Source organism: Streptococcus sp. LYSM12, assembly GCF_004569635.1.
Classification (GTDB): domain Bacteria; phylum Bacillota; class Bacilli; order Lactobacillales; family Streptococcaceae; genus Streptococcus.
This window is the reverse complement of the sequence record NZ_SPOZ01000004.1, coordinates 70,776-90,580: the sequence shown is the minus strand read 5'-3', so window position 1 is coordinate 90,580 and position 19,805 is coordinate 70,776. Positions and strand designations below refer to the sequence as shown.

Here is a 19,805-nt window from a genome sequence, read left to right as displayed (position 1 = left end):
TAGTCAAAATCATCTGGATATGGTAGAATAATAAGGCAAAGCTAATTTGCACAGAGTAGGTGGTTTGCGTTAAGTGTGTATGGATGGGATGTTGCCATACAACGAAGCGAAAGCGCGATAAACCATTGCATCCGCTGTCGAAGAACCGACAGCTCCAGTTGTTAAAAGGAGCAGAGTATGTTTTTGAAAAAATCCCCTAAATTTGGGGTTCAGTTATTGGTTGTCTTAGCGATGTTAATCGCTATTCGCTATATTTTGGGACATTACTATTCATTTTGGATTATTCCTAGCACGCTAAAAGTTAGTCTGTCATTTATTGCAAATACTCTTATAGGAATGCTAGCTGGGCCATGGATTGCAATTATTGTATTTGTGGTAAATGATGTCCTAACGGCCTTAAATTCCGGGTATCCGTTTATTATTTGGTTTACTTTGCTAGAAGCAGTACAAGGCTTTTTATATGGTTACTTTTACTACGGGAAAAAGTTGGACATTCATAGTAGAAAAGACTGGTTCTACGTACTTGGGGCTACAGTAGTCATTATGGGGATTGGGACCTTTTTTTTAACACCACTCCTCAATCAAATTTATCAGCATGTCCCGATTTCAGTACAATTTTTTGTTCAGGGACGCATTTTTAAAATTATAGAAATTCCATTTAGAGTGGTTGTGACAATGCTTCTCTTGCCACAGCTTCATAGAATCCCAGAAGTTCGTAAACTAATGGGCATTAAGAAATAAGAAAAAGCAACAATTCATCCCATTGTTGCTTTTTAAGATATGAGGGATATGTCCTCTGATGAGAGCAGGCGTTACTGGTGAAATCCATTGACCATAGCGAGGGAACTAGCACGGGTGATATGGTCGCTCTACGGCCAGAAATGTGATAGGAAAGAGTATCGTATATATAGGAATTGATCTCCTCGCTTGTCAAATGAGTGAATTAGTAATGCTTGATTAAGTCAACCGTTGAACGGTCAAGTTTTTTGACAATCGCTTGTAGGAACGCTTGCGCTTGCAAGAAATCATCCATGTTGTACAGAGTTTGATGCGAGTGGATATAACGGGCACAGACACCGATTGTGGTAGACGGGATACCGTGATTTTTCATGTGGGCAGCTCCTGCGTCAGTTCCACCTTTTGCGCAATAGTATTGGAATTTGATACCTGCTTCTTCTGCGGTTGTTAGCAAGAAATCTTTCATATTTTTTAGCATGATATGACCTGGATCGTAGAAACGTAAGAGAGTACCGTCTCCGATATTGCCTTGCTCTCCAAAGATATCGCCTGCTGGTGAGCAATCTACCGCAAGGAAGATATCTGGATTGAATTTGGTGGTAGAAGTGTGTGCACCACGCAGACCGACCTCTTCCTGAACGTTGGCTCCTGCGATTAATTGGTTTGGTAGTTGTGTACCTGAGAGATGTTGGAGCAATTCGGTCACCATGAGAACCCCGAAACGATTATCCCAAGCCTTTGAAATGATATTTTGACCATTTGCTGTTAGGATCGTTTCGTTTTTAGGAACGAGAATATCACCAGGGTGAACACCGAATTCTTCAGCTTCTTCTTTTGAGCTAAATCCTGCATCGAAGATTACATCACTAATAGAGGGAATTCCAGCACCACCACTGCTACCACGGGAAAGGTGAGGAGGCATGGAACCTGAAATGGCAGGAATTTGACGCCCGTCTTGTAAATGGAGTGTAAAGGCTTGGCTTGCTATCACTAATGGGTTCCAACCCCCGACTTCAACCACTCGGAAAGTCCCGTCTGCCTTAATCTGGCTAATCATAAATCCGACTTCATCCATGTGGGCAGCCACCATGATACGTGGTGCATCTGCTTGGGTAGTATCTTTAATACCGAAAATGCCCCCTAGACCGTCAGTTTCAACACGATCCACATGAGGGGTGATTTTGTGGCGAATATGGTTTCGGACTTCGTGTTCAAAGCCTGCGATACCTTGTAATTCGGTAACTTCTTTGATTTTTTTGAATAAATTAGAATGTGACATAATTGTTCCTCCTAGCTACTATTTTATCATGAATTATGGTAAAATGTTGGGTATGAAGAAGAAAAAAGGAGCCTTGCTAGCAGGCGTAGTTGGAGCAAGTATTCTAGCAGCTAGCGCTTGGTCTTTGATGACTGTATATGAAGAGCGAAAAAAAGCTAAGGCGCTTCAGCAGGTGCGGGCATTTTTTGAGGAATACGGAGAGATTGCTACCGTATTTATCAATGAAATGGTCTCAAGTAAGGATTGTCTAGTTGGCGGGGTAGTCATGGAGAACGGACAGAGCTATTTGTTTGAAAATGAAGCTGGAGTAATTTGGTACGAGGAGGAGTTGATATGATTATTCCGAAGAATATTGAAGAGTTAGCAAATTTAGCAGAACAAGAGGGGAAACAGGTCTTTTTCTTCTCAGCAGAATGGTGTGGTGATTGTCGCTATATCAAGCCTTTTTTATCAGAAATTGAAGCAGCCAATCCAGAGTTTCAATTTGTCTTAGTGGATAGAGATGAGTATTTAGAAGTGGCGCAGGAGTGGAATGTATTTGGAATTCCGAGTTTAGTGGTACTTGAAAAAGGTAAGGAGATAGGTCGCTTTGTCAACCGTGAGCGCAAGACCAAGCAGGAAATCAATGATTTTTTAGCAAATATGAGAGGGTAAGGAATGATTTTTACATATAATAAGGAGTATGTGGGCGATGTCTTGATGATTGTCGTTTCAGATAGCAAGGATGCAAAGGTCGCTGTTGAGCGTAAGGGCAATGTGGCACGCGTTTTTCAGGTAGATAGTCACGAAACAGTTGCCTGGAATATTTTTCAAGTATCTAACTTATTCGACATTGCTGGACGGGGTCAAGTCTTTTTGACAGATCAAGAAGTTGCCATTCTCAATCAAGAATTGCAAAAAGAAGGTTTTGAAGAGCGGTTACTTAATGATCGTGAGCCAAAATTTGTTGTTGGAGAAATAGTTGAGCTGACCGCTCATCCAGATAGCGATCACTTGAATATCTGTCAAGTCCAGGTGGCAGAAGACAAGGTCATCCAAATCGTAGCAGGTGCTCCAAATGTGGCTCTAGGTTTAAAGACGATCGTTGCATTGCCGGGGGCCATGATGCCAAATGGTAGCTTGATTTTTCCAGGAGAATTGCGCGGAGAAAAGAGCTTTGGAATGATGTGTAGTCCTCGTGAATTACAGCTTCCAAATGCACCACAAAAACGTGGTATTATTGAGCTAGAGTCAAGTGAAGTAGTCGGAACACCTTTTGACCCTGCAAGACATTGGCAAGGATAATCGTTCATAAATAAAAAAATTGGTTTTGGCCAATTTTTTTTTATTTATTTTTTACGAATAGGTTAGTAGGAGGATAAAAATGTATAATAAAGTGATTATGATTGGCCGTTTGACGGCCCAACCTGAAATGAATCAAACAGTGAGTGGAAAACATCTCACACGTATAACGCTAGCAGTTAATCGGCGGTTTAAAACGGGAGATGGTGAGCGTGAAGCTGACTTCATTACAGCAGTCTTTTGGGATAAATTAGCTGAGATTTTGGCATCTTACGGTGGAAAGGGGAGTCTTATTTCTATAGATGGTGAGCTTCGCACGCGTAAATATGAAAAAAATGGTCAGAACCAGTATGTGACAGAAGTTCTGGGACAGTCCTTTCAATTACTTGAAAGTCGCGCCCAACGTGCTATGCGTGAAAATAACGTGAGCGAGGGTTTAGCTGATATGGTGTTAGATGAAGAAGAGCTACCGTTCTAGAAAGCGATATCCAGCAAAAGATAGGGACATGTTTCAAGCTATTCAAATGATAGAGTGCTTCTGCTTCAACGAGTAACCTGTGATGGGGAGTGGCTCTCTGTTACATACGCCACTACATGTTTTCTAAATTTACTTCCGCATGTGGTAGCAATAGTATGCCCTACTTTTTTGAAGTGGAAATGCTGTAACATTCAGAGAGGTTGACTACTTTTGTCACAACATAAGAACCTGTATGCACACTTCAACACCTTATTTTGTTAACCGTTCGTTTTTCAAACTATAGTCAGTATCCCTTTAAAATTGCTTTGAAACTTGCATCACAGTACCTTATTGGCAAATGCAGAACCTAAGAATTGCATTTAGGTTTAAACATGATTGTTGAAGAGATAGGACATCAGTAAAATCTTGAGACTCTTTCTCTCTAAGGAACTGTCAATATGGGAGATTTTGATGTTTAGTAGGAACGGGTATTCACAGATGAATGATGCACAAAACAATCTGGATACTCTATAAAAATCAACATCTGACAGAGTAAGGAAAACGGAAGTAGAACTGAGGTGTCAGCAAGGTGAGCTAAAGCTGGAAGAAGGTGATTAACGAGTATGAAATGATTTGATTTTTTAGAATGTTGTTGCACGGACGAGTGAGGATAGGAATACAACTGTTTGCTGAAAGAATAAAATTTCTAGTGCAGATAGGAGCTGCTTCGCACGGTTATCGTCTAACTATCAGTCTTGAGTCCGATTTGTGAAAAGGTAGAGAAAATTGCTTGACTATTTTTGACCAAATGATATAATAAAAACAAAAGAAATTAGCACTCGGATATAGGGAGTGCTAAAATAGAATGTATTTTTGGAGGTATGATATGCTTAAGCCATTAAATGACCGAGTGGTCGTGAAAGTAGAAGAACAAGAAGAACAGACAGTCGGTGGCTTTGTTCTCACTGGGCATGCACATGAAACAACTAAAACAGCGCAGGTGCTTGCTGTTGGTGAAGGAGTCCGTACGCTAACTGGGGAATTGGTACCGTCTAGTGTAAAATCTGGTGATAAAGTCTTACTTGAAAATCATGCAGGTATTGAAGTAAAAGATGGTGACGAAAAACTGTTGCTTGTTCGTGAAGCAGATATTCTTGCTATTGTTGAATAATCAAGGAGGAAACAAATATGACAAAAGAAATCAAATTTTCATCAGATGCACGTAGCAGCATGGTACGTGGTGTTGATATTTTAGCAGATACAGTAAAAGTAACCTTGGGTCCAAAAGGACGAAATGTTGTGCTTGAAAAAGCTTTCGGTTCACCTCTTATCACGAATGATGGTGTGACGATTGCCAAAGAAATTGAATTAGAAGACCATTTTGAGAATATGGGGGCTAAATTGGTGTCAGAGGTTGCTTCCAAAACCAATGACATCGCAGGTGATGGAACAACAACAGCAACTGTTTTGACTCAGGCTATTGTCCGTGAAGGAATTAAAAACGTAACCGCAGGAGCAAATCCAATCGGTATCCGTCGTGGAATTGAAATGGCTGTCCGCACTGCAGTAGAAGCCCTTAAGGCGAATTCTGTTCCCGTTGCAAATAAAGAAGCGATAGCCCAAGTAGCTGCTGTATCTTCACGTAGTGCTAAGGTTGGAGAATACATCAGCGAGGCTATGGAGAAAGTCGGAAAAGATGGTGTGATTACCATTGAAGAGTCTAAGGGGATGGAAACGGAATTGGATGTCGTAGAGGGCATGCAGTTTGACCGTGGTTACCTTTCTCAGTACATGGTGACAGACAATGAGAAAATGGTAGCAGAACTGGATAATCCATATATTTTGATTACAGATAAGAAGATTTCAAACATTCAAGAAATCTTGCCATTGCTAGAAAGTATTCTTCAAAGCAGTCGTCCGCTGTTGATTATTGCGGATGATGTGGATGGAGAAGCACTTCCAACTCTTGTTTTAAATAAAATCCGTGGAACCTTTAATGTTGTGGCAGTGAAAGCACCAGGATTTGGAGATCGCCGTAAGGCCATGCTTGAGGATATTGCTATCTTGACAGGCGGTACTGTTATTACAGATGATCTTGGTCTTGAGTTGAAAGATGCGACCATTGAAGCACTTGGGCAAGCATCTAAAGTTAGTGTTGATAAAGATACAACGGTCATTGTCGAAGGTGCAGGTGATGCAGCAGCGATTAGTAACCGTATCGGAGTAATCAAAGCGCAAATTGAAACAACAACGTCAGATTTTGACCGTGAGAAATTACAAGAACGCCTAGCGAAATTGTCAGGTGGTGTAGCAGTCATCAAGGTCGGAGCAGCAACGGAAACAGAGTTGAAAGAAATGAAACTCCGCATTGAAGATGCCCTCAATGCAACTCGTGCAGCTGTTGAAGAGGGGATTGTTGCAGGTGGTGGAACAGCCTTTGTCACAGTCATTGATGCCGTTGCAAGCCTTGAGGTTGAAGGTGATGAGGCAACCGGGCGTAATATTGTCCTTCGTGCCTTGGAAGAACCTGTTCGTCAAATCGCTCTAAACGCTGGTTTTGAGGGTTCAATCGTGATTGATCGCTTGAAAAACTCAGAACCTGGAACAGGCTTCAATGCTGCAACTGGTGAGTGGGTTAATATGATTGATGCAGGAATTATTGACCCTGTCAAAGTGACGCGTTCTGCCCTTCAAAATGCAGCCAGTGTTGCTAGCTTGATTTTGACAACAGAAGCGGTTGTTGCAAACAAACCAGAACCAGCTGCTCCAGCTCCAGCAATGGATCCGAGCATGATGGGTGGTATGATGTAGAATGTATAGAAAGAGGCTGGGACTAAGTCCCAGCTTTCTTACTTTATGAACCGAATGCAGTGGTTGATGGCTTCAATGGTTATAGTACAAATCTTGGGAATATTGGTATGAGCAAATGATTTTCTTTTAACACTAATTAGTGATAAAATGTTTCTAACAAAAATAAAGGAGCGATAAGATGGTTGAATTAGGAATTTCTACATTTGGAGAGACAACTCTGCTAGAAAGAACAGGTCAGGCAGTGGATCATGCGGAGCGAATCCGCAATTTGGTGGAGGAGATTGAATTGGCAGATCAGGTCGGTCTTGATATATATGCTATCGGTGAGCATCATCGGGAAGATTTTGCGGTATCGGCGCCAGAAATTGTTTTGGCGGCAGGGGCAGTTAAGACCAAGCGTATTCGTTTGTCGAGTGCTGTGACAGTACTATCATCGGTTGATCCTGTTCGAGTGTATCAACAGTATGCAACGATTGATGCTCTGTCGAATGGTCGAGCAGAGATAATGGTAGGACGGGGTTCTTTTACTGAGTCTTTTCCTTTATTTGGTTATGATTTGAGAGATTATGAAGATTTATTTGATGAGAAGCTCGAGATGCTGTTAGCTATTAAGGACAAGATTTATTTGAATTGGCAGGGACAGCATACGCAAAGTGTAGAGAATAGACCTGTTTATCCGAGAGCCGTTCAAGACGATTTTCCGATCAAAGTTGCGACAGGAGGTAGTCCTGAATCCACACAGAAAATAGCGGCTCTAGGCTTGCCGATTGTTTATGCTATTATTGGCAGCAATCCTCGTTATTTCAAACCTTTGGTCGAGATGTATCGGAAAATTGGGCGCTTGAAAGGACATGATGAGGAGAAGATGACGGTCGGAGCTCATTCGTGGGGATGGATTGCAGAAGATAAGGAGCAAGCTGAGCGAGATTATTTTTATCCGACAAAACAGTTGGTAGATGCTATTAGCAAGGACAGGCCTTTTTGGAAAGAACTGACCTATGAAGCTTATAGAAAAAATATTGCTGAAGACGGAGCCATGTTTGTTGGAGACCCTGATACGGTGGCAGATAAGATGATACAGGTGATTGAAGAGTTGAAGCTTGATAGCTTTATGCTCCATATTCCGGTCGGTTCTATGCCACACGAAGATACGTTGAAAGCGATTCGCCTTTATGGTGAAAAAGTTGCACCAAAAGTGCGGGCTTATTTTTCTACTAAAGGACAGTAGTCTTCTTTGATAAAATGCTTAGCACGATAAATACCTGAAGAAAGATTCGTTTTCAGAAAAGAGTTGTTTATAGGAGAGGCAGTTCTTTAGAAAAAAACGGCATTATCATAGCTGAAAATAAAAGATTCGTCAGATTGAAAAGTAAGTTTTGTGAAGTTATTTAAAAATACATGTAACTAGAGGCTGGGACATAAGTCCCAGCTTTCTCCCTTTATGAACCGAATGATGTTGACGCAGTGGTTGCTTGCTTTATAGTCATTTCGTTTATCTTTTGTTCCTTCGTTCACTCGCTTTGCCGTACTCTAGTACAGCCTGCAGCTCCTTGCCTAGTACTAAAAGTAAACGAAATGACTATAATAGCTATCCTGCCGTTGACGGTTGGAAATGATATGCTGCTCTTTTTTCAAGGAGCAGGCTAAAAAGCTCCACTGGAGTTTTTACTCATATTTGTTGGTGTTTCCCACTCCAAATCTGACCTCTACGACTGATGCGAACTCGTTGGCTTCATTTCCAACCTCCAACAGTCACTACTCTGACTGTTGGAGCTGTGCAGGGGTGGGAGTGAAATGGTCTGGGAATAGACCGTTTCAGCCCTAAGTTAGAATTTAGGAAATAAGGTAAAAACTGAACCCTTTTTTGACCTGTCGAGTTCTTTCTCACTCCCTTCATGCGTGCGGCATGAAATAATCAGTAGGGATAGTTGACAGAGGGGGCTGTTTGTGTTATGATGATAAACGGTACTTTTTACTTTTGGTCTCTCAAAAGTGTACAGAGACGTGCTGACAAATAGTTGCAAAGTACACACGGATAGAGGCTGTCACCAAGTGCTCTATCAACCAAAAATAAAAATTTATACAGGAGAATGTAGATGCCTACAATTAACCAGTTGGTTCGTAAACCACGTAAGTCTAAAGTAGAAAAATCTAAATCACCAGCTTTGAACGTTGGTTACAACAGCCGTAAAAAAGTTCAAACAAATGTTTCTTCACCACAAAAACGTGGTGTTGCGACTCGTGTCGGAACAATGACGCCTAAAAAGCCTAACTCAGCCCTTCGGAAATTTGCTCGTGTACGTTTGAGTAACTTGATTGAAGTAACTGCTTATATCCCAGGTATCGGACACAACCTTCAAGAGCACAGCGTGGTGCTTCTTCGTGGTGGACGTGTAAAAGACCTTCCAGGGGTACGTTATCATATCGTTCGTGGTGCACTTGATACAGCAGGTGTAACGGATCGTAAACAAGGCCGTTCGAAATACGGTACAAAACGTCCAAAAGGGTAAGAAAGGGGATAAAGATAAATGAGTCGTAAAAACCAAGCGCCTAAGCGCGAAGTATTGCCAGATCCGCTTTACAATTCAAAATTAGTAACGCGTTTAATCAACCGTGTTATGCTTGATGGAAAACGTGGTACAGCGGCTTCTATCGTATACGGTGCCTTTGATCAAATCAAGGAAGCTACTGGAAACGATGCGCTAGAAGTATTTGAAACAGCAATGGAAAATATCATGCCTGTACTTGAAGTACGTGCTCGTCGTGTTGGTGGGTCTAACTATCAGGTCCCAGTTGAAGTGCGTCCAGAACGTCGTACAACTCTTGGACTTCGTTGGTTGGTAACAATTGCACGTAACCGTGGTGAGCATACTATGGTTGACCGCCTTGCGAAAGAAATCATGGATGCAGCAAATAACACCGGTGCAGCTGTTAAGAAGCGTGAAGATACTCACCGTATGGCAGAAGCGAACCGCGCGTTTGCACACTTCCGTTGGTAAGATTGAAATGCAGAGAGTTGGTTTGCTAGTGAAAAATAGGAAATGCTTGCTATGTACTTATGTACAAGAACACTCCTCTTTTTCATGGTAAGTAAATAACTCTTGCTCCATTAAGAAGATACAGAGTTCAAGGAAAAATAGAAAATCGGACGAAGAACCTAGAGGTGAGTTTGTTCTACAAACAAACGTTACAATAGCTTCGCCTCTTTTTCACACTTTGTTTAGCCCAAATTCAATTAGGTTATGAAAGTGTCAAGTGTTTTTCTATCAAAGCAAGAAAGCGCCTGAGGTTACGATGATAAACAATGAGTCGTAGCTTGAACCTTGACTGGGTGATATAAGGCTATGACACATGCAGAGTGAAAATAGGACAGCAATGTAGTGTTTCTTAGACAAAGGAGTTCCATCTTTTTCACTGGTCGCGCGCGATTTTAGTGATAGTGAGTATCTCTATTACATTTACTCACAAGTATCTTTCTTAACTATTTTACAAGCTAAAAACATTTTAGTAACGGGTAGGTCTTGCCTATCCGTTTTTTTCTAAAATATGCTATAATGAGATGTAACTAAATTTAAACTATAGGAGAACATAATGGCACGCGAATTTTCATTAGAAAAAACTCGTAATATCGGTATCATGGCTCACGTCGATGCCGGTAAAACAACTACAACTGAGCGTATTCTTTACTACACTGGTAAAATCCATAAAATCGGTGAAACACACGAAGGTGCTTCACAAATGGACTGGATGGAGCAAGAGCAAGAGCGCGGAATTACAATTACATCTGCTGCGACAACTGCACAATGGAATAACCATCGCGTAAACATCATCGACACACCAGGACACGTGGACTTCACTATTGAAGTACAGCGTTCTCTTCGTGTATTGGACGGTGCAGTAACCGTTCTTGACTCACAATCAGGGGTTGAACCACAGACGGAAACAGTTTGGCGCCAAGCAACCGAGTACGGGGTTCCTCGTATCGTATTTGCCAACAAAATGGATAAAATCGGAGCAGATTTCCTTTATTCAGTAAGCACACTTCATGAGCGCTTGCAAGCAAATGCTCACCCAATCCAATTGCCAATCGGTGCAGAAGACGATTTCCGTGGAATCATTGATTTAATTAAAATGAAAGCCGAAATCTATACAAATGATCTCGGTACTGACATTCTTGAAGAAGATATTCCAGCTGAATACCTTGAGCAAGCTCAAGAATACCGTGAAAAATTGGTAGAAGCAGTTGCGGAAACAGATGAAGATTTGATGATGAAATACCTTGAAGGTGAAGAAATCACAAACGAAGAATTGAAAGCTGCTATCCGTAAAGCGACAATCAATGTTGAATTTTTCCCAGTATTGTGTGGTTCTGCTTTCAAAAATAAAGGTGTTCAGTTGATGCTTGATGCGGTTATTGACTACCTTCCAAGTCCGATTGATATCCCAGCTATCAAAGGGATTAATCCAGATACAGATGCTGAAGAAGAACGTCCAGCTTCAGATGAAGAGCCATTTGCAGCTCTTGCTTTCAAGATTATGACAGACCCATTTGTAGGTCGTTTGACATTCTTCCGCGTGTATTCAGGTGTCCTTAACTCAGGTTCATACGTTATGAATACTTCCAAAGGGAAACGTGAACGTATCGGACGTATTCTTCAAATGCACGCGAATAGCCGTCAAGAAATTGAAACTGTTTACTCAGGTGATATTGCGGCTGCCGTTGGTTTGAAAGATACAACAACTGGTGACTCATTGACAGATGAAAAGGCAAAAGTAATCCTTGAGTCTATCAATGTTCCAGAGCCAGTTATCCAATTGATGGTGGAGCCAAAATCAAAAGCAGACCAAGACAAGATGGGTGTTGCCCTTTCTAAATTGGCTGAAGAAGATCCAACATTCCGCGTTGAAACAAATGTTGAAACTGGTGAAACAGTTATCTCTGGTATGGGTGAGCTTCACTTGGATGTCCTTGTTGACCGTATGCGTCGTGAGTTTAAGGTGGAAGCAAATGTAGGTGCTCCTCAAGTATCCTACCGTGAAACATTCCGTGCTTCAACTCAAGCTCGCGGATTCTTCAAACGTCAATCAGGTGGTAAAGGTCAATTTGGTGATGTATGGATTGAATTTACTCCAAATGAAGAAGGAAAAGGATTTGAGTTTGAAAATGCGATTGTCGGTGGTGTGGTTCCACGTGAATTTATCCCGGCAGTTGAAAAAGGGTTGGTTGAATCTATGGCCAACGGTGTTCTTGCTGGTTACCCAATCGTTGACGTGAAAGCAAAACTTTATGATGGTTCATATCATGATGTTGACTCATCTGAAACAGCCTTTAAAGTTGCAGCTTCCCTTGCCCTTAAAGAAGCAGCGAAATCTGCACAACCGGTTATCCTTGAACCAATGATGCTTGTAACGATTACTGCACCGGAAGATAACCTTGGTGATGTTATGGGACACGTAACAGCTCGTCGTGGACGTGTAGATGGTATGGAAGCTCGTGGTAACACACAAATTGTTCGTGCCTATGTGCCACTTGCTGAAATGTTCGGTTATGCAACAGTTCTTCGTTCAGCTACACAAGGACGTGGTACGTTCATGATGGTATTTGACCACTATGAAGATGTGCCTAAGTCAGTACAAGACGAGATCATCAAGAAAAATGGTGGAAACGCTTAATGAACTGCTAAAAGATGAGGAATTCAAGTTTCCTCATCTTCTTTTCTATAGTTGTGGAGGAGTCGAATTATGAGGAAAGATACAGGTTTTCTATTTACACCTATTATCTGGACAGTTTTTGTAGCTTTTGCAGGTTGGTTGTTTTGGAGAATATTTGTTACTGACGCACCAGCAGGGACGGATACTAGCTTATTTAGAGTAGGGATTCCCTTGGTTGTTGTCCTTGTTTTTGTTATTTTGTTAGTATTAGAGTATCGTAAGGTAAAAGAGCGTATTGCTCGCTATGCAAGATTTGAGCAACTGTTTCCAGAGTTGCCAGGTGGTGTCACTGTTCTACCAGAAAAGGCAGATTTTTACCAAGAGTTCTATCTTGCTGTTTATAAGAATCATTTCATTAGTAATTGGGAATTCGACTTCATTGATTTAGATACTGTTTCTGCTATCTACTATGAGCGGACAGCTGCGCTTAAACGTCGTGGTCAGGCAATTGTGGGGGATGATCCGCAGCTTGTCTTCATTACTAAGTCAGATGAGAAAAGGATTATAAAATTGTCACCGGGTGCACCAGTTAAGGATATAAGCCCTGTTCTGGCATACATTGCAGGTATTGCCCCAGAGATTCGATATGGCTCGGATAAGGTAAGTTTTGAAGACTACCGTCCTATTTTGGAAAAAATGAGATAGAAAATATCATTGACGAAACCTCCTTATTTTGGTAGAATGTGGCTATCAAAAATAAGGAGGTATTTCTTTATGCAAAATAATACATTTAAAAACGGTTATGTACCTTTGTTGTGTGGTTAAACCTCTTTCCTATAGCAAGCCCAGCGTTAGCAGTTGTACAAGCTGAACAAGGTATTGAAATGAGAGCTTTCACGATGCGAACCGTGAAGATGACGGATAGCAATCCTATATAAATCTAGCTTCCTACATAAATAGATACGGAGCGTCAGCGGCTTCAGGAAGAGTGGGGACCTACTATGGACCAAGAGGTAGATATGTTGTTAGGGAGCATGCGGTCAATTCTGGGAATGGAACGCACGGGGGTAGTTATTGGAAATTGCATCATCGGAATGGGGTTTGTATAGGGACTTATATAGTCTTTTAGTTTACTTTTAGTACTAGGCAAGGAGCTGCAGGCTGTACTGGAGTACGGCAAAGCGAGTGAACGAAGTAATAAAAGATAAACGAAATGACTATAACATTAGGAAAGATGACAAAGAAGCATAACGTCTAGGGATAAAGGAAGCTACACCTCCAAAGATATACTATATCTCTAGAGTTAGGAAAAACTATATCTAAAAGATAGCCCTATAAGAGTGAGCATTGCTCTGCAAACGTTTATTTCCCGCTTCCAAAGGTATCCATGCCTTTGGAGCTAGCTAAAGCTAGAAAATCTGTGTTTTTATTTTCCAAGCCTTTAGCCTGAGTTCAATTCCACAAGATAGATACTAAGTTTGTGCAAAACTCAAGGTAAAAAATAGTTTTCGCTTTGGTTTAGAGGAAAGTTGCTTTGCTATCTTTATTTGTCAACTTTTCACAATTCGTCATTGTGAAAGTTAGTCATAGGAGGATTTTTATAGAGTACGGACTAGCTTGATTGTAAGAATGTTGACTCTTTCAGTATAATTACCCGGTTTCATTCTAATGAAAATTCCTATTTCTAGCTAAGCAAAAACTTGCAATTTTTGCAAAATAGGTATATAATAAAAATGTTGAAAGATGGCTTGGATATTTGCAAGTTAAGATTTTCACAAATAGTTAAAAGGTGACCCCTTTTAAAATAAAAGAACTCGATTTTCATAAGGAGGAAATCATTCATGGTAGTTAAAGTTGGTATTAACGGTTTCGGTCGTATTGGACGTCTTGCATTCCGCCGTATCCAAAATGTAGAAGGTGTTGAAGTTACTCGTATCAATGACCTTACAGATCCAGCAATGCTTGCACACTTGTTGAAATATGATACAACTCAAGGTCGTTTTGATGGAACTGTTGAAGTAAAAGATGGTGGATTCGAAGTAAACGGAAAATTCGTTAAAGTTTCTGCAGAACGCGAACCAGGAAATATTGACTGGGCAGCTGATGGTGTAGAAATTGTCCTTGAAGCTACAGGATTCTTCACTTCTAAAGAAAAAGCTGAGCAACACATCCACGCAAACGGTGCTAAGAAAGTTGTTATTACTGCACCTGGTGGAAACGATGTGAAAACAATTGTATTTAACACCAACCACGACATTCTTGATGGTACTGAAACAGTTATCTCAGGTGCTTCATGTACTACAAACTGTTTGGCTCCAATGGCAAAAGCTCTTCATGATAACTTCGGCATTGTTGAAGGTTTGATGACTACAATCCATGGTTATACTGGTGACCAAATGGTTCTTGACGGACCACACCGTGGTGGAGACCTTCGTCGTGCTCGTGCTGCTGCAGCAAACATCGTTCCTAACTCAACTGGTGCTGCAAAAGCAATCGGTCTTGTTATTCCAGAATTGAATGGTAAATTGGATGGAGCTGCACAACGTGTTCCTGTTCCAACTGGATCAGTTACTGAATTGGTAGCAGTTCTTGATAAGAACGTTACTGCTGACGAAGTAAATGCTGCAATGAAAGCTGCTTCAAACGAGTCTTACGGTTATACTGAAGATGCTATCGTTTCTTCAGATATCGTGGGTATCTCATTTGGTTCATTGTTCGACGCAACTCAGACAAAAGTACTTGATGTTGACGGTAAACAATTAGTGAAAGTTGTTTCTTGGTATGACAACGAAATGTCTTACACATCACAACTTGTTCGTACTCTTGAGTACTTTGCAAAAATTGCAAAATAATAAAATGAAAGGCGAGGTTGTTTAACCTCCCTTTTTTTTGATGTAAAACGTGCTTTCTAGTGAGAATTTTTGTGAAATCTTTCCCATAATTTCCAAAATATGGTATAATGAAGGAGTATAAAATAAAGAATAGGAGTTTTTGTAAAATGGCAAAACTTACTGTAAAAGATGTTGACTTGAAAGGAAAGAAAGTCCTTGTCCGTGTTGACTTTAATGTGCCTTTGAAGGACGGCGTGATTACAAATGATAACCGCATCTCAGCGGCGCTTCCTACTATCAAGTACATTCTTGAGCAAGGTGGACGCGCAGTACTTTTCTCTCACCTTGGTCGCGTGAAAGAGGAAGCTGACAAGGAAGGAAAATCTCTTGCCCCAGTCGCTGCGAACCTGGCAGAAAAATTAGGTCAAGATGTTGTCTTTATTCCAGGAGCAACTCGTGGAGCCGAGCTTGAAGCAGCAATCAAGGCACTTGAAGATGGGCAAGTTCTTTTGGTTGAGAACACTCGTTTTGAAGATGTTGACGGTAAGAAAGAATCAAAAAATGATGCGGAGCTTGGGCAATACTGGGCTTCTCTTGGAGACGGTATTTTTGTCAATGATGCATTCGGTACAGCCCACCGTGCGCATGCTTCAAACGTAGGTATCTCAGCAAATGTTGAAAAAGCAGTTGCAGGTTTCCTTCTTGAAAACGAAATTGCCTACATCCAAGAAGCGGTTGAAAATCCAGTCCGTCCATTTGTAGCAATCCTTGGTGGTTCAAAAGTTTCTGATAAGATTGGTGTTATCGAAAATCTTCTTGAAAAAGCGGATAAAGTTCTTATCGGTGGTGGGATGACTTATACATTCTACAAAGCACAAGGTATCGAAATTGGAAACTCACTTGTAGAAGAAGATAAACTTGACATAGCAAAAAGTCTTCTTGAAAAAGCAAATGGGAAACTAATCTTGCCAGTTGACTCAAAAGAAGCAAATGCATTTGCAGGCTATACTGAAGTGAAAGATACAGAAGATGAAGCAGTTGATCCAGGCTTCCTTGGTCTTGATATTGGTCCAAAATCAATCGCGAAATTTGATGAAGCTCTTACAGGTGCGAAAACAGTTGTGTGGAATGGACCGATGGGTGTCTTTGAAAATCCAGACTTCCAAGCAGGAACAATCGGTGTGATGGATGCGATTGTTAAACAACCAGAGGTGAAATCAATCATCGGTGGTGGTGACTCAGCAGCGGCAGCCATTAACCTTGGTCGTGCAGATAAATTCTCATGGATTTCTACTGGTGGTGGTGCTTCAATGGAATTATTGGAAGGAAAAGTCTTGCCAGGTCTTGCAGCTTTGACTGAAAAATAATGGTTTTGCCATTCGTCTCTCACACTCTGGATTGTGTAGAGGAGAGAGATAATCGTTTTTCCTAGTATGAACACAAATAAAGCTACTAGGGAAGCAAATTGGTGCAATAGCAAAAAGGGTGACTGTGTTCACCCTTTTGTGATAGCTAGGCATCTGTGCTGAAACGAAGTTCCTAGCGTCCTGTCTTGTTTCAAATGATGATAAAAGATGCCGTAAGCAGGTGATTTCATGTGCTCTGAAAGAGTTGGCCTAGCATGATGAGGTCACTAGGTATTATTTCCTTGAAATGGTCTACTGAGAGTTAGTTTGAAAAATTAGTGGTATAATGGAGAAGTAGCGTTACTAGGAAGAAGAGAGAGGATTTGTATGTTTAGGAAATATCAATTTAATCCCAAGCAGTTTAAATTAGGAATGCGGACCTTAAAATCAGGAGTAGCCGTTTTTTTAGTGATATTACTCTTTGGTTTTTTCAGTCGTCAGGGAGCACAGATTGCAGCTCTGACAGCTGTATTTAGTCTGCGCGAGGATTTTGATAAGAGTGTGCATTTTGGTGCATCACGTATCCTTGGTAATTCAATTGGTGGCCTTTATGCTCTATGTTTTTTTATTTTAAATCAATGGTTCCATGAGCATCTGTTGGTGACACTCGTTGTTGTGCCGATTTGTGTCATGTTAACGATTATGACCAATGTAGCGATGAATAACAAATCGGGTATTATCGGTGGAGTGGCAGCTCTTTTAATCATTACCCTGTCTATTCCGTCTGGCAATGCTATTCAGTATGTCTTTATCCGTGTATTTGAGACATTTGTTGGTGTGTTTGTGGCGATTTTAGTAAATTCAGACATTGATAACATTAAAAAAAGATTATAAAACGAAAGATGTCAGAAATTCTTACATAAGATATTGACGAATAGATAAATTTCCCCTATAATGGTAGGCAGAAAGGAGCTTATCAATGAGAGAGAAAGAATTCCGTAGATCTTTGGCTGTTTTTCCGATTGGTAGTGTGATGAAATTGACGGATTTGACCGCCCGTCAAATACGCTACTATGAGGAGCAGGGATTGATTTATCCAGATCGCAATGAAGGCAATCGTAGACTCTATTCGCTCAATGATATGGATCAGTTATTGGAAATCAAGGATTTTCTAACTGAGGGTCTTAATATCGCAGCGATTAAAAAAGAGTATGCCAATCGTCAAGCTAGACCTCAGAGAGAGGGTGAAAACTTGACAGATGAAGATGTACGTCGTATTCTCCGTGATGAACTTCGTAATCAAGGGCGCTTTTCTAACCCTACCAGTATCTTTCGTTAGCCACTATATGGCTAGAAACCTTATATTTGAACAAAAAAAGGAGACCATTTATGTCAATTACAGTAGCGGATATCAAACGGGATATTCAAGAGAAGAACGTGACTTTCATTCGCTTGATGTTTACAGATATCTTAGGAATTATGAAAAATGTCGAGATTCCAGCCACTGATGAACAAGTAGATAAGGTGCTATCAAATAAAGCCATGTTTGACGGATCGTCCATTGAAGGATTTGTCCGCATCAATGAATCAGACATGTATCTTTATCCTGATTTGAACACATGGACCATTTTTCCTTGGGGGGATGAAAATGGTCGTGTAGCAGGCTTAATTTGTGATATATATACGACAGAAGGGGAGCCGTTTGCAGGGGATCCTCGTGGGAACTTGAAAAAAGCATTGCGCCATATGGAAAAGCTAGGGTTTACCTCTTTCAACTTGGGGCCAGAACCGGAATTTTTCCTCTTTAAAATGGACGAAAATGGAAATCCAACGCTTGAGGTAAATGACAAAGGCGGTTATTTTGATCTTGCGCCGACCGATCTTGCAGATAATACTCGCCGTGAGATTGTCAATGTCTTGACTCAAATGGGCTTTGAAGTAGAGGCTAGTCACCACGAAGTAGCGGTAGGTCAACATGAAATTGACTTCAAATACGCAGATGTGTTGAAAGCATGTGACAATATTCAGATTTTCAAATTAGTTGTTAAAACCATTGCTCGCAAGCACGGCTTGTATGCGACCTTTATGGCAAAGCCGAAGTTTGGGATTGCGGGCTCAGGGATGCATTGCAATATGTCACTCTTTGATAGCCAAGGTAATAATGCTTTCTATGATCCAGCAGACACTCGCGGTATGCAGTTGTCAGAAACGGCGTATTATTTCTTAGGTGGCTTGATGAACCATGCTTATAGCTACACAGCGATTATGAATCCGACGGTCAATTCTTATAAGCGCTTGGTACCAGGCTTTGAAGCGCCTGTTTATATTGCTTGGGCTGGTCGTAATCGTTCGCCTTTAATCCGTGTACCAGCATCTCGTGGTATGGGAACTCGCTTGGAGTTGCGTTCGGTCGATCCAACTGCGAATCCTTATTTGGCTATGGCAGTCCTACTAGAATCTGGCTTAGACGGTGTGGAAAATAAAATTGAAGCACCAGCGCCAGTCGAGTCAAATATCTATGCGATGAGTGAGTCAGAGCGTCAAGAGGCAGGTATTGTAGACTTGCCGTCCACACTTCATAATGCGATTAAGGCCTTGCAAAAAGATGACGTTGTAAAGGCAGCGTTGGGAGATCATATTTTCACAAACTTCGTTGAAGCTAAGAAAATCGAGTGGGCAAGCTATGCAACCTATGTTTCACAGTGGGAAATTGACCATTATTTGGACTTGTATTAACATGAAAAAGGATACCAAGTGTATCCTTTTTGCGTTTTTGGATGTGGCAGTCATAATTGACCAATGCATTTTCAGCTTCTTTAGTTCCTCATGTGCTGGCGTATGAGGAAATGTGATACGTTATATAGTCCTTTCGTTTATCTTTTATTACTTCGTTCACTCGTCTTGCTGTACCATTGAGAAAAGTTACACTTTTCTTATCTGTCACTTGAAATAGTTATCAACTATTTCAACTACCTGCGACTCCTTGCCTAGTACTAAAAATAAACGAAATGGCTATAATAAAAGATAAACTAAAAGACTATAAAATTGAACATCTGTCTACCTTTCATGACTGAGAATTGTAAAAGGTGGGAATAAGGATAATAAAGCTCTCCTCCTCTAAATCGAAGATAGAACTGAAGTTTAGCAAGGTGAGGGACTGCTAGGAGGAGTTGCGGATTGACGAGTATTAAAAATAGAATTTTGAGCGCGCACTACCTTGCTTTTTGGCTTCTGAGCTCGGATATCATCAATCATTCCGTTGACTAGTGATATGTCAAATGATTTCAACTATTCAAATAGAAAGATGTTGAAAAGGAGTGTGAAGATGATACTGAAAAGTGTTCATCTCTTTTAAGAATCTTTTATGCTGAAGCTAACAAATCATACGCGTTCACCTTTAGTAAGTGCTT

At 40.9% G+C, this 19,805-nt stretch carries 18 protein-coding genes and 1 riboswitch; of the genes, 17 read left to right on the top strand and 1 reads right to left on the bottom strand.

What is annotated here, in order from left to right:
- The first annotated feature begins 49 nt into the window (after window positions 1-49).
- A riboswitch (THF riboswitch) is annotated at window positions 50-139 on the top strand.
- Between the two features lie 38 nt (window positions 140-177).
- Window positions 178-741 carry a folate family ECF transporter S component gene (locus E4T79_RS02145; protein ID WP_135027169.1) on the top strand — a complete coding sequence of 188 codons (564 nt, stop codon included), beginning with the start codon at window positions 178-180 and terminating at the stop codon, window positions 739-741.
- A gap of 202 nt (window positions 742-943) precedes the next feature.
- Here E4T79_RS02145 and pepA read toward each other — a convergent pair whose 3' ends face one another.
- Window positions 944-2,017: a glutamyl aminopeptidase gene (gene pepA / locus E4T79_RS02140; protein ID WP_135027167.1), complete on the bottom strand. Its 1,074-nt coding sequence runs from the start codon at window positions 2,015-2,017 to the stop codon at window positions 944-946.
- 28 nt (window positions 2,018-2,045) lie between these two features.
- Between pepA and E4T79_RS02135 the strand changes: the two genes are divergently transcribed.
- From E4T79_RS02135 to glnA, 16 genes are all read left to right on the top strand, one after another.
- The gene (locus E4T79_RS02135) at window positions 2,046-2,354 is read left to right on the top strand and encodes a DUF4651 domain-containing protein (RefSeq protein WP_245168028.1); all 309 of its coding nucleotides are present in this window, start codon (window positions 2,046-2,048) and stop codon (window positions 2,352-2,354) included.
- Window positions 2,351-2,671 carry a thioredoxin family protein gene (locus E4T79_RS02130; protein WP_135027163.1) on the top strand — a complete coding sequence of 107 codons (321 nt, stop codon included), beginning with the start codon at window positions 2,351-2,353 and terminating at the stop codon, window positions 2,669-2,671. Before E4T79_RS02135 ends, E4T79_RS02130 begins: the two co-directional genes overlap by 4 nt.
- Window positions 2,672-2,674: 3 nt before the next feature.
- The gene (gene ytpR / locus E4T79_RS02125; protein ID WP_135027161.1) at window positions 2,675-3,301 is read left to right on the top strand and encodes a YtpR family tRNA-binding protein; all 627 of its coding nucleotides are present in this window, start codon (window positions 2,675-2,677) and stop codon (window positions 3,299-3,301) included.
- 79 nt (window positions 3,302-3,380) lie between these two features.
- On the top strand, window positions 3,381-3,776 hold the full coding sequence (locus E4T79_RS02120) for a single-stranded DNA-binding protein (RefSeq protein WP_135027159.1): 396 nt from the start codon (window positions 3,381-3,383) through the stop codon (window positions 3,774-3,776).
- An 865-nt stretch (window positions 3,777-4,641) separates the two neighbouring features.
- On the top strand, window positions 4,642-4,926 hold the full coding sequence (gene groES / locus E4T79_RS02115; RefSeq protein ID WP_135027157.1) for a co-chaperone GroES: 285 nt from the start codon (window positions 4,642-4,644) through the stop codon (window positions 4,924-4,926).
- A 17-nt stretch (window positions 4,927-4,943) separates the two neighbouring features.
- Window positions 4,944-6,566, top strand: coding sequence for a chaperonin GroEL (gene groL / locus E4T79_RS02110; RefSeq protein WP_135027155.1), 1,623 nt, complete (start codon window positions 4,944-4,946; stop codon window positions 6,564-6,566).
- 178 nt (window positions 6,567-6,744) lie between these two features.
- A complete protein-coding gene (locus E4T79_RS02105; RefSeq protein WP_135027153.1) occupies window positions 6,745-7,794 on the top strand; it encodes an LLM class flavin-dependent oxidoreductase in 1,050 nt (349 codons plus the stop codon).
- A gap of 868 nt (window positions 7,795-8,662) precedes the next feature.
- Window positions 8,663-9,076: a 30S ribosomal protein S12 gene (gene rpsL / locus E4T79_RS02095; RefSeq protein ID WP_018379166.1), complete on the top strand. Its 414-nt coding sequence runs from the start codon at window positions 8,663-8,665 to the stop codon at window positions 9,074-9,076.
- A gap of 18 nt (window positions 9,077-9,094) precedes the next feature.
- Window positions 9,095-9,565, top strand: a complete 471-nt coding sequence (gene rpsG / locus E4T79_RS02090; protein ID WP_067087676.1) for a 30S ribosomal protein S7 — start codon at window positions 9,095-9,097, stop codon at window positions 9,563-9,565.
- Between the two features lie 592 nt (window positions 9,566-10,157).
- Window positions 10,158-12,239 carry an elongation factor G gene (fusA, locus tag E4T79_RS02085; protein WP_135027151.1) on the top strand — a complete coding sequence of 694 codons (2,082 nt, stop codon included), beginning with the start codon at window positions 10,158-10,160 and terminating at the stop codon, window positions 12,237-12,239.
- 69 nt (window positions 12,240-12,308) lie between these two features.
- The gene (locus tag E4T79_RS02080) at window positions 12,309-12,923 is read left to right on the top strand and encodes a hypothetical protein (protein ID WP_135027149.1); all 615 of its coding nucleotides are present in this window, start codon (window positions 12,309-12,311) and stop codon (window positions 12,921-12,923) included.
- Between the two features lie 1,136 nt (window positions 12,924-14,059).
- Window positions 14,060-15,070 carry a type I glyceraldehyde-3-phosphate dehydrogenase gene (gene gap, locus E4T79_RS02075; RefSeq protein WP_075105329.1) on the top strand — a complete coding sequence of 337 codons (1,011 nt, stop codon included), beginning with the start codon at window positions 14,060-14,062 and terminating at the stop codon, window positions 15,068-15,070.
- A gap of 146 nt (window positions 15,071-15,216) precedes the next feature.
- Window positions 15,217-16,416, top strand: a complete 1,200-nt coding sequence (locus tag E4T79_RS02070; protein ID WP_135027147.1) for a phosphoglycerate kinase — start codon at window positions 15,217-15,219, stop codon at window positions 16,414-16,416.
- Between the two features lie 360 nt (window positions 16,417-16,776).
- Entirely contained in the window at window positions 16,777-17,289 is a 513-nt protein-coding gene (locus E4T79_RS02065; RefSeq protein ID WP_167752600.1) for an aromatic acid exporter family protein, read from the top strand.
- A gap of 85 nt (window positions 17,290-17,374) precedes the next feature.
- On the top strand, window positions 17,375-17,734 hold the full coding sequence (locus tag E4T79_RS02060; protein ID WP_135027143.1) for a MerR family transcriptional regulator: 360 nt from the start codon (window positions 17,375-17,377) through the stop codon (window positions 17,732-17,734).
- 50 nt (window positions 17,735-17,784) lie between these two features.
- Window positions 17,785-19,131, top strand: a complete 1,347-nt coding sequence (gene glnA, locus E4T79_RS02055; protein ID WP_135027142.1) for a type I glutamate--ammonia ligase — start codon at window positions 17,785-17,787, stop codon at window positions 19,129-19,131.
- Window positions 19,132-19,805 lie beyond the last annotated feature (674 nt).

Coding starts and splice junctions, on each gene's coding strand:
- E4T79_RS02145 (WP_135027169.1), top strand. CDS start 178: ATGTTTTTGAAAAAATCCCCTAAATTTGGGGTTCAGTTATTGGTTGTC.
- pepA (WP_135027167.1), bottom strand. CDS start 2,017: ATGTCACATTCTAATTTATTCAAAAAAATCAAAGAAGTTACCGAATTA.
- E4T79_RS02135 (WP_245168028.1), top strand. CDS start 2,046: ATGAATTATGGTAAAATGTTGGGTATGAAGAAGAAAAAAGGAGCCTTG.
- E4T79_RS02130 (WP_135027163.1), top strand. CDS start 2,351: ATGATTATTCCGAAGAATATTGAAGAGTTAGCAAATTTAGCAGAACAA.
- ytpR (WP_135027161.1), top strand. CDS start 2,675: ATGATTTTTACATATAATAAGGAGTATGTGGGCGATGTCTTGATGATT.
- E4T79_RS02120 (WP_135027159.1), top strand. CDS start 3,381: ATGTATAATAAAGTGATTATGATTGGCCGTTTGACGGCCCAACCTGAA.
- groES (WP_135027157.1), top strand. CDS start 4,642: ATGCTTAAGCCATTAAATGACCGAGTGGTCGTGAAAGTAGAAGAACAA.
- groL (WP_135027155.1), top strand. CDS start 4,944: ATGACAAAAGAAATCAAATTTTCATCAGATGCACGTAGCAGCATGGTA.
- E4T79_RS02105 (WP_135027153.1), top strand. CDS start 6,745: ATGGTTGAATTAGGAATTTCTACATTTGGAGAGACAACTCTGCTAGAA.
- rpsL (WP_018379166.1), top strand. CDS start 8,663: ATGCCTACAATTAACCAGTTGGTTCGTAAACCACGTAAGTCTAAAGTA.
- rpsG (WP_067087676.1), top strand. CDS start 9,095: ATGAGTCGTAAAAACCAAGCGCCTAAGCGCGAAGTATTGCCAGATCCG.
- fusA (WP_135027151.1), top strand. CDS start 10,158: ATGGCACGCGAATTTTCATTAGAAAAAACTCGTAATATCGGTATCATG.
- E4T79_RS02080 (WP_135027149.1), top strand. CDS start 12,309: ATGAGGAAAGATACAGGTTTTCTATTTACACCTATTATCTGGACAGTT.
- gap (WP_075105329.1), top strand. CDS start 14,060: ATGGTAGTTAAAGTTGGTATTAACGGTTTCGGTCGTATTGGACGTCTT.
- E4T79_RS02070 (WP_135027147.1), top strand. CDS start 15,217: ATGGCAAAACTTACTGTAAAAGATGTTGACTTGAAAGGAAAGAAAGTC.
- E4T79_RS02060 (WP_135027143.1), top strand. CDS start 17,375: ATGAGAGAGAAAGAATTCCGTAGATCTTTGGCTGTTTTTCCGATTGGT.
- glnA (WP_135027142.1), top strand. CDS start 17,785: ATGTCAATTACAGTAGCGGATATCAAACGGGATATTCAAGAGAAGAAC.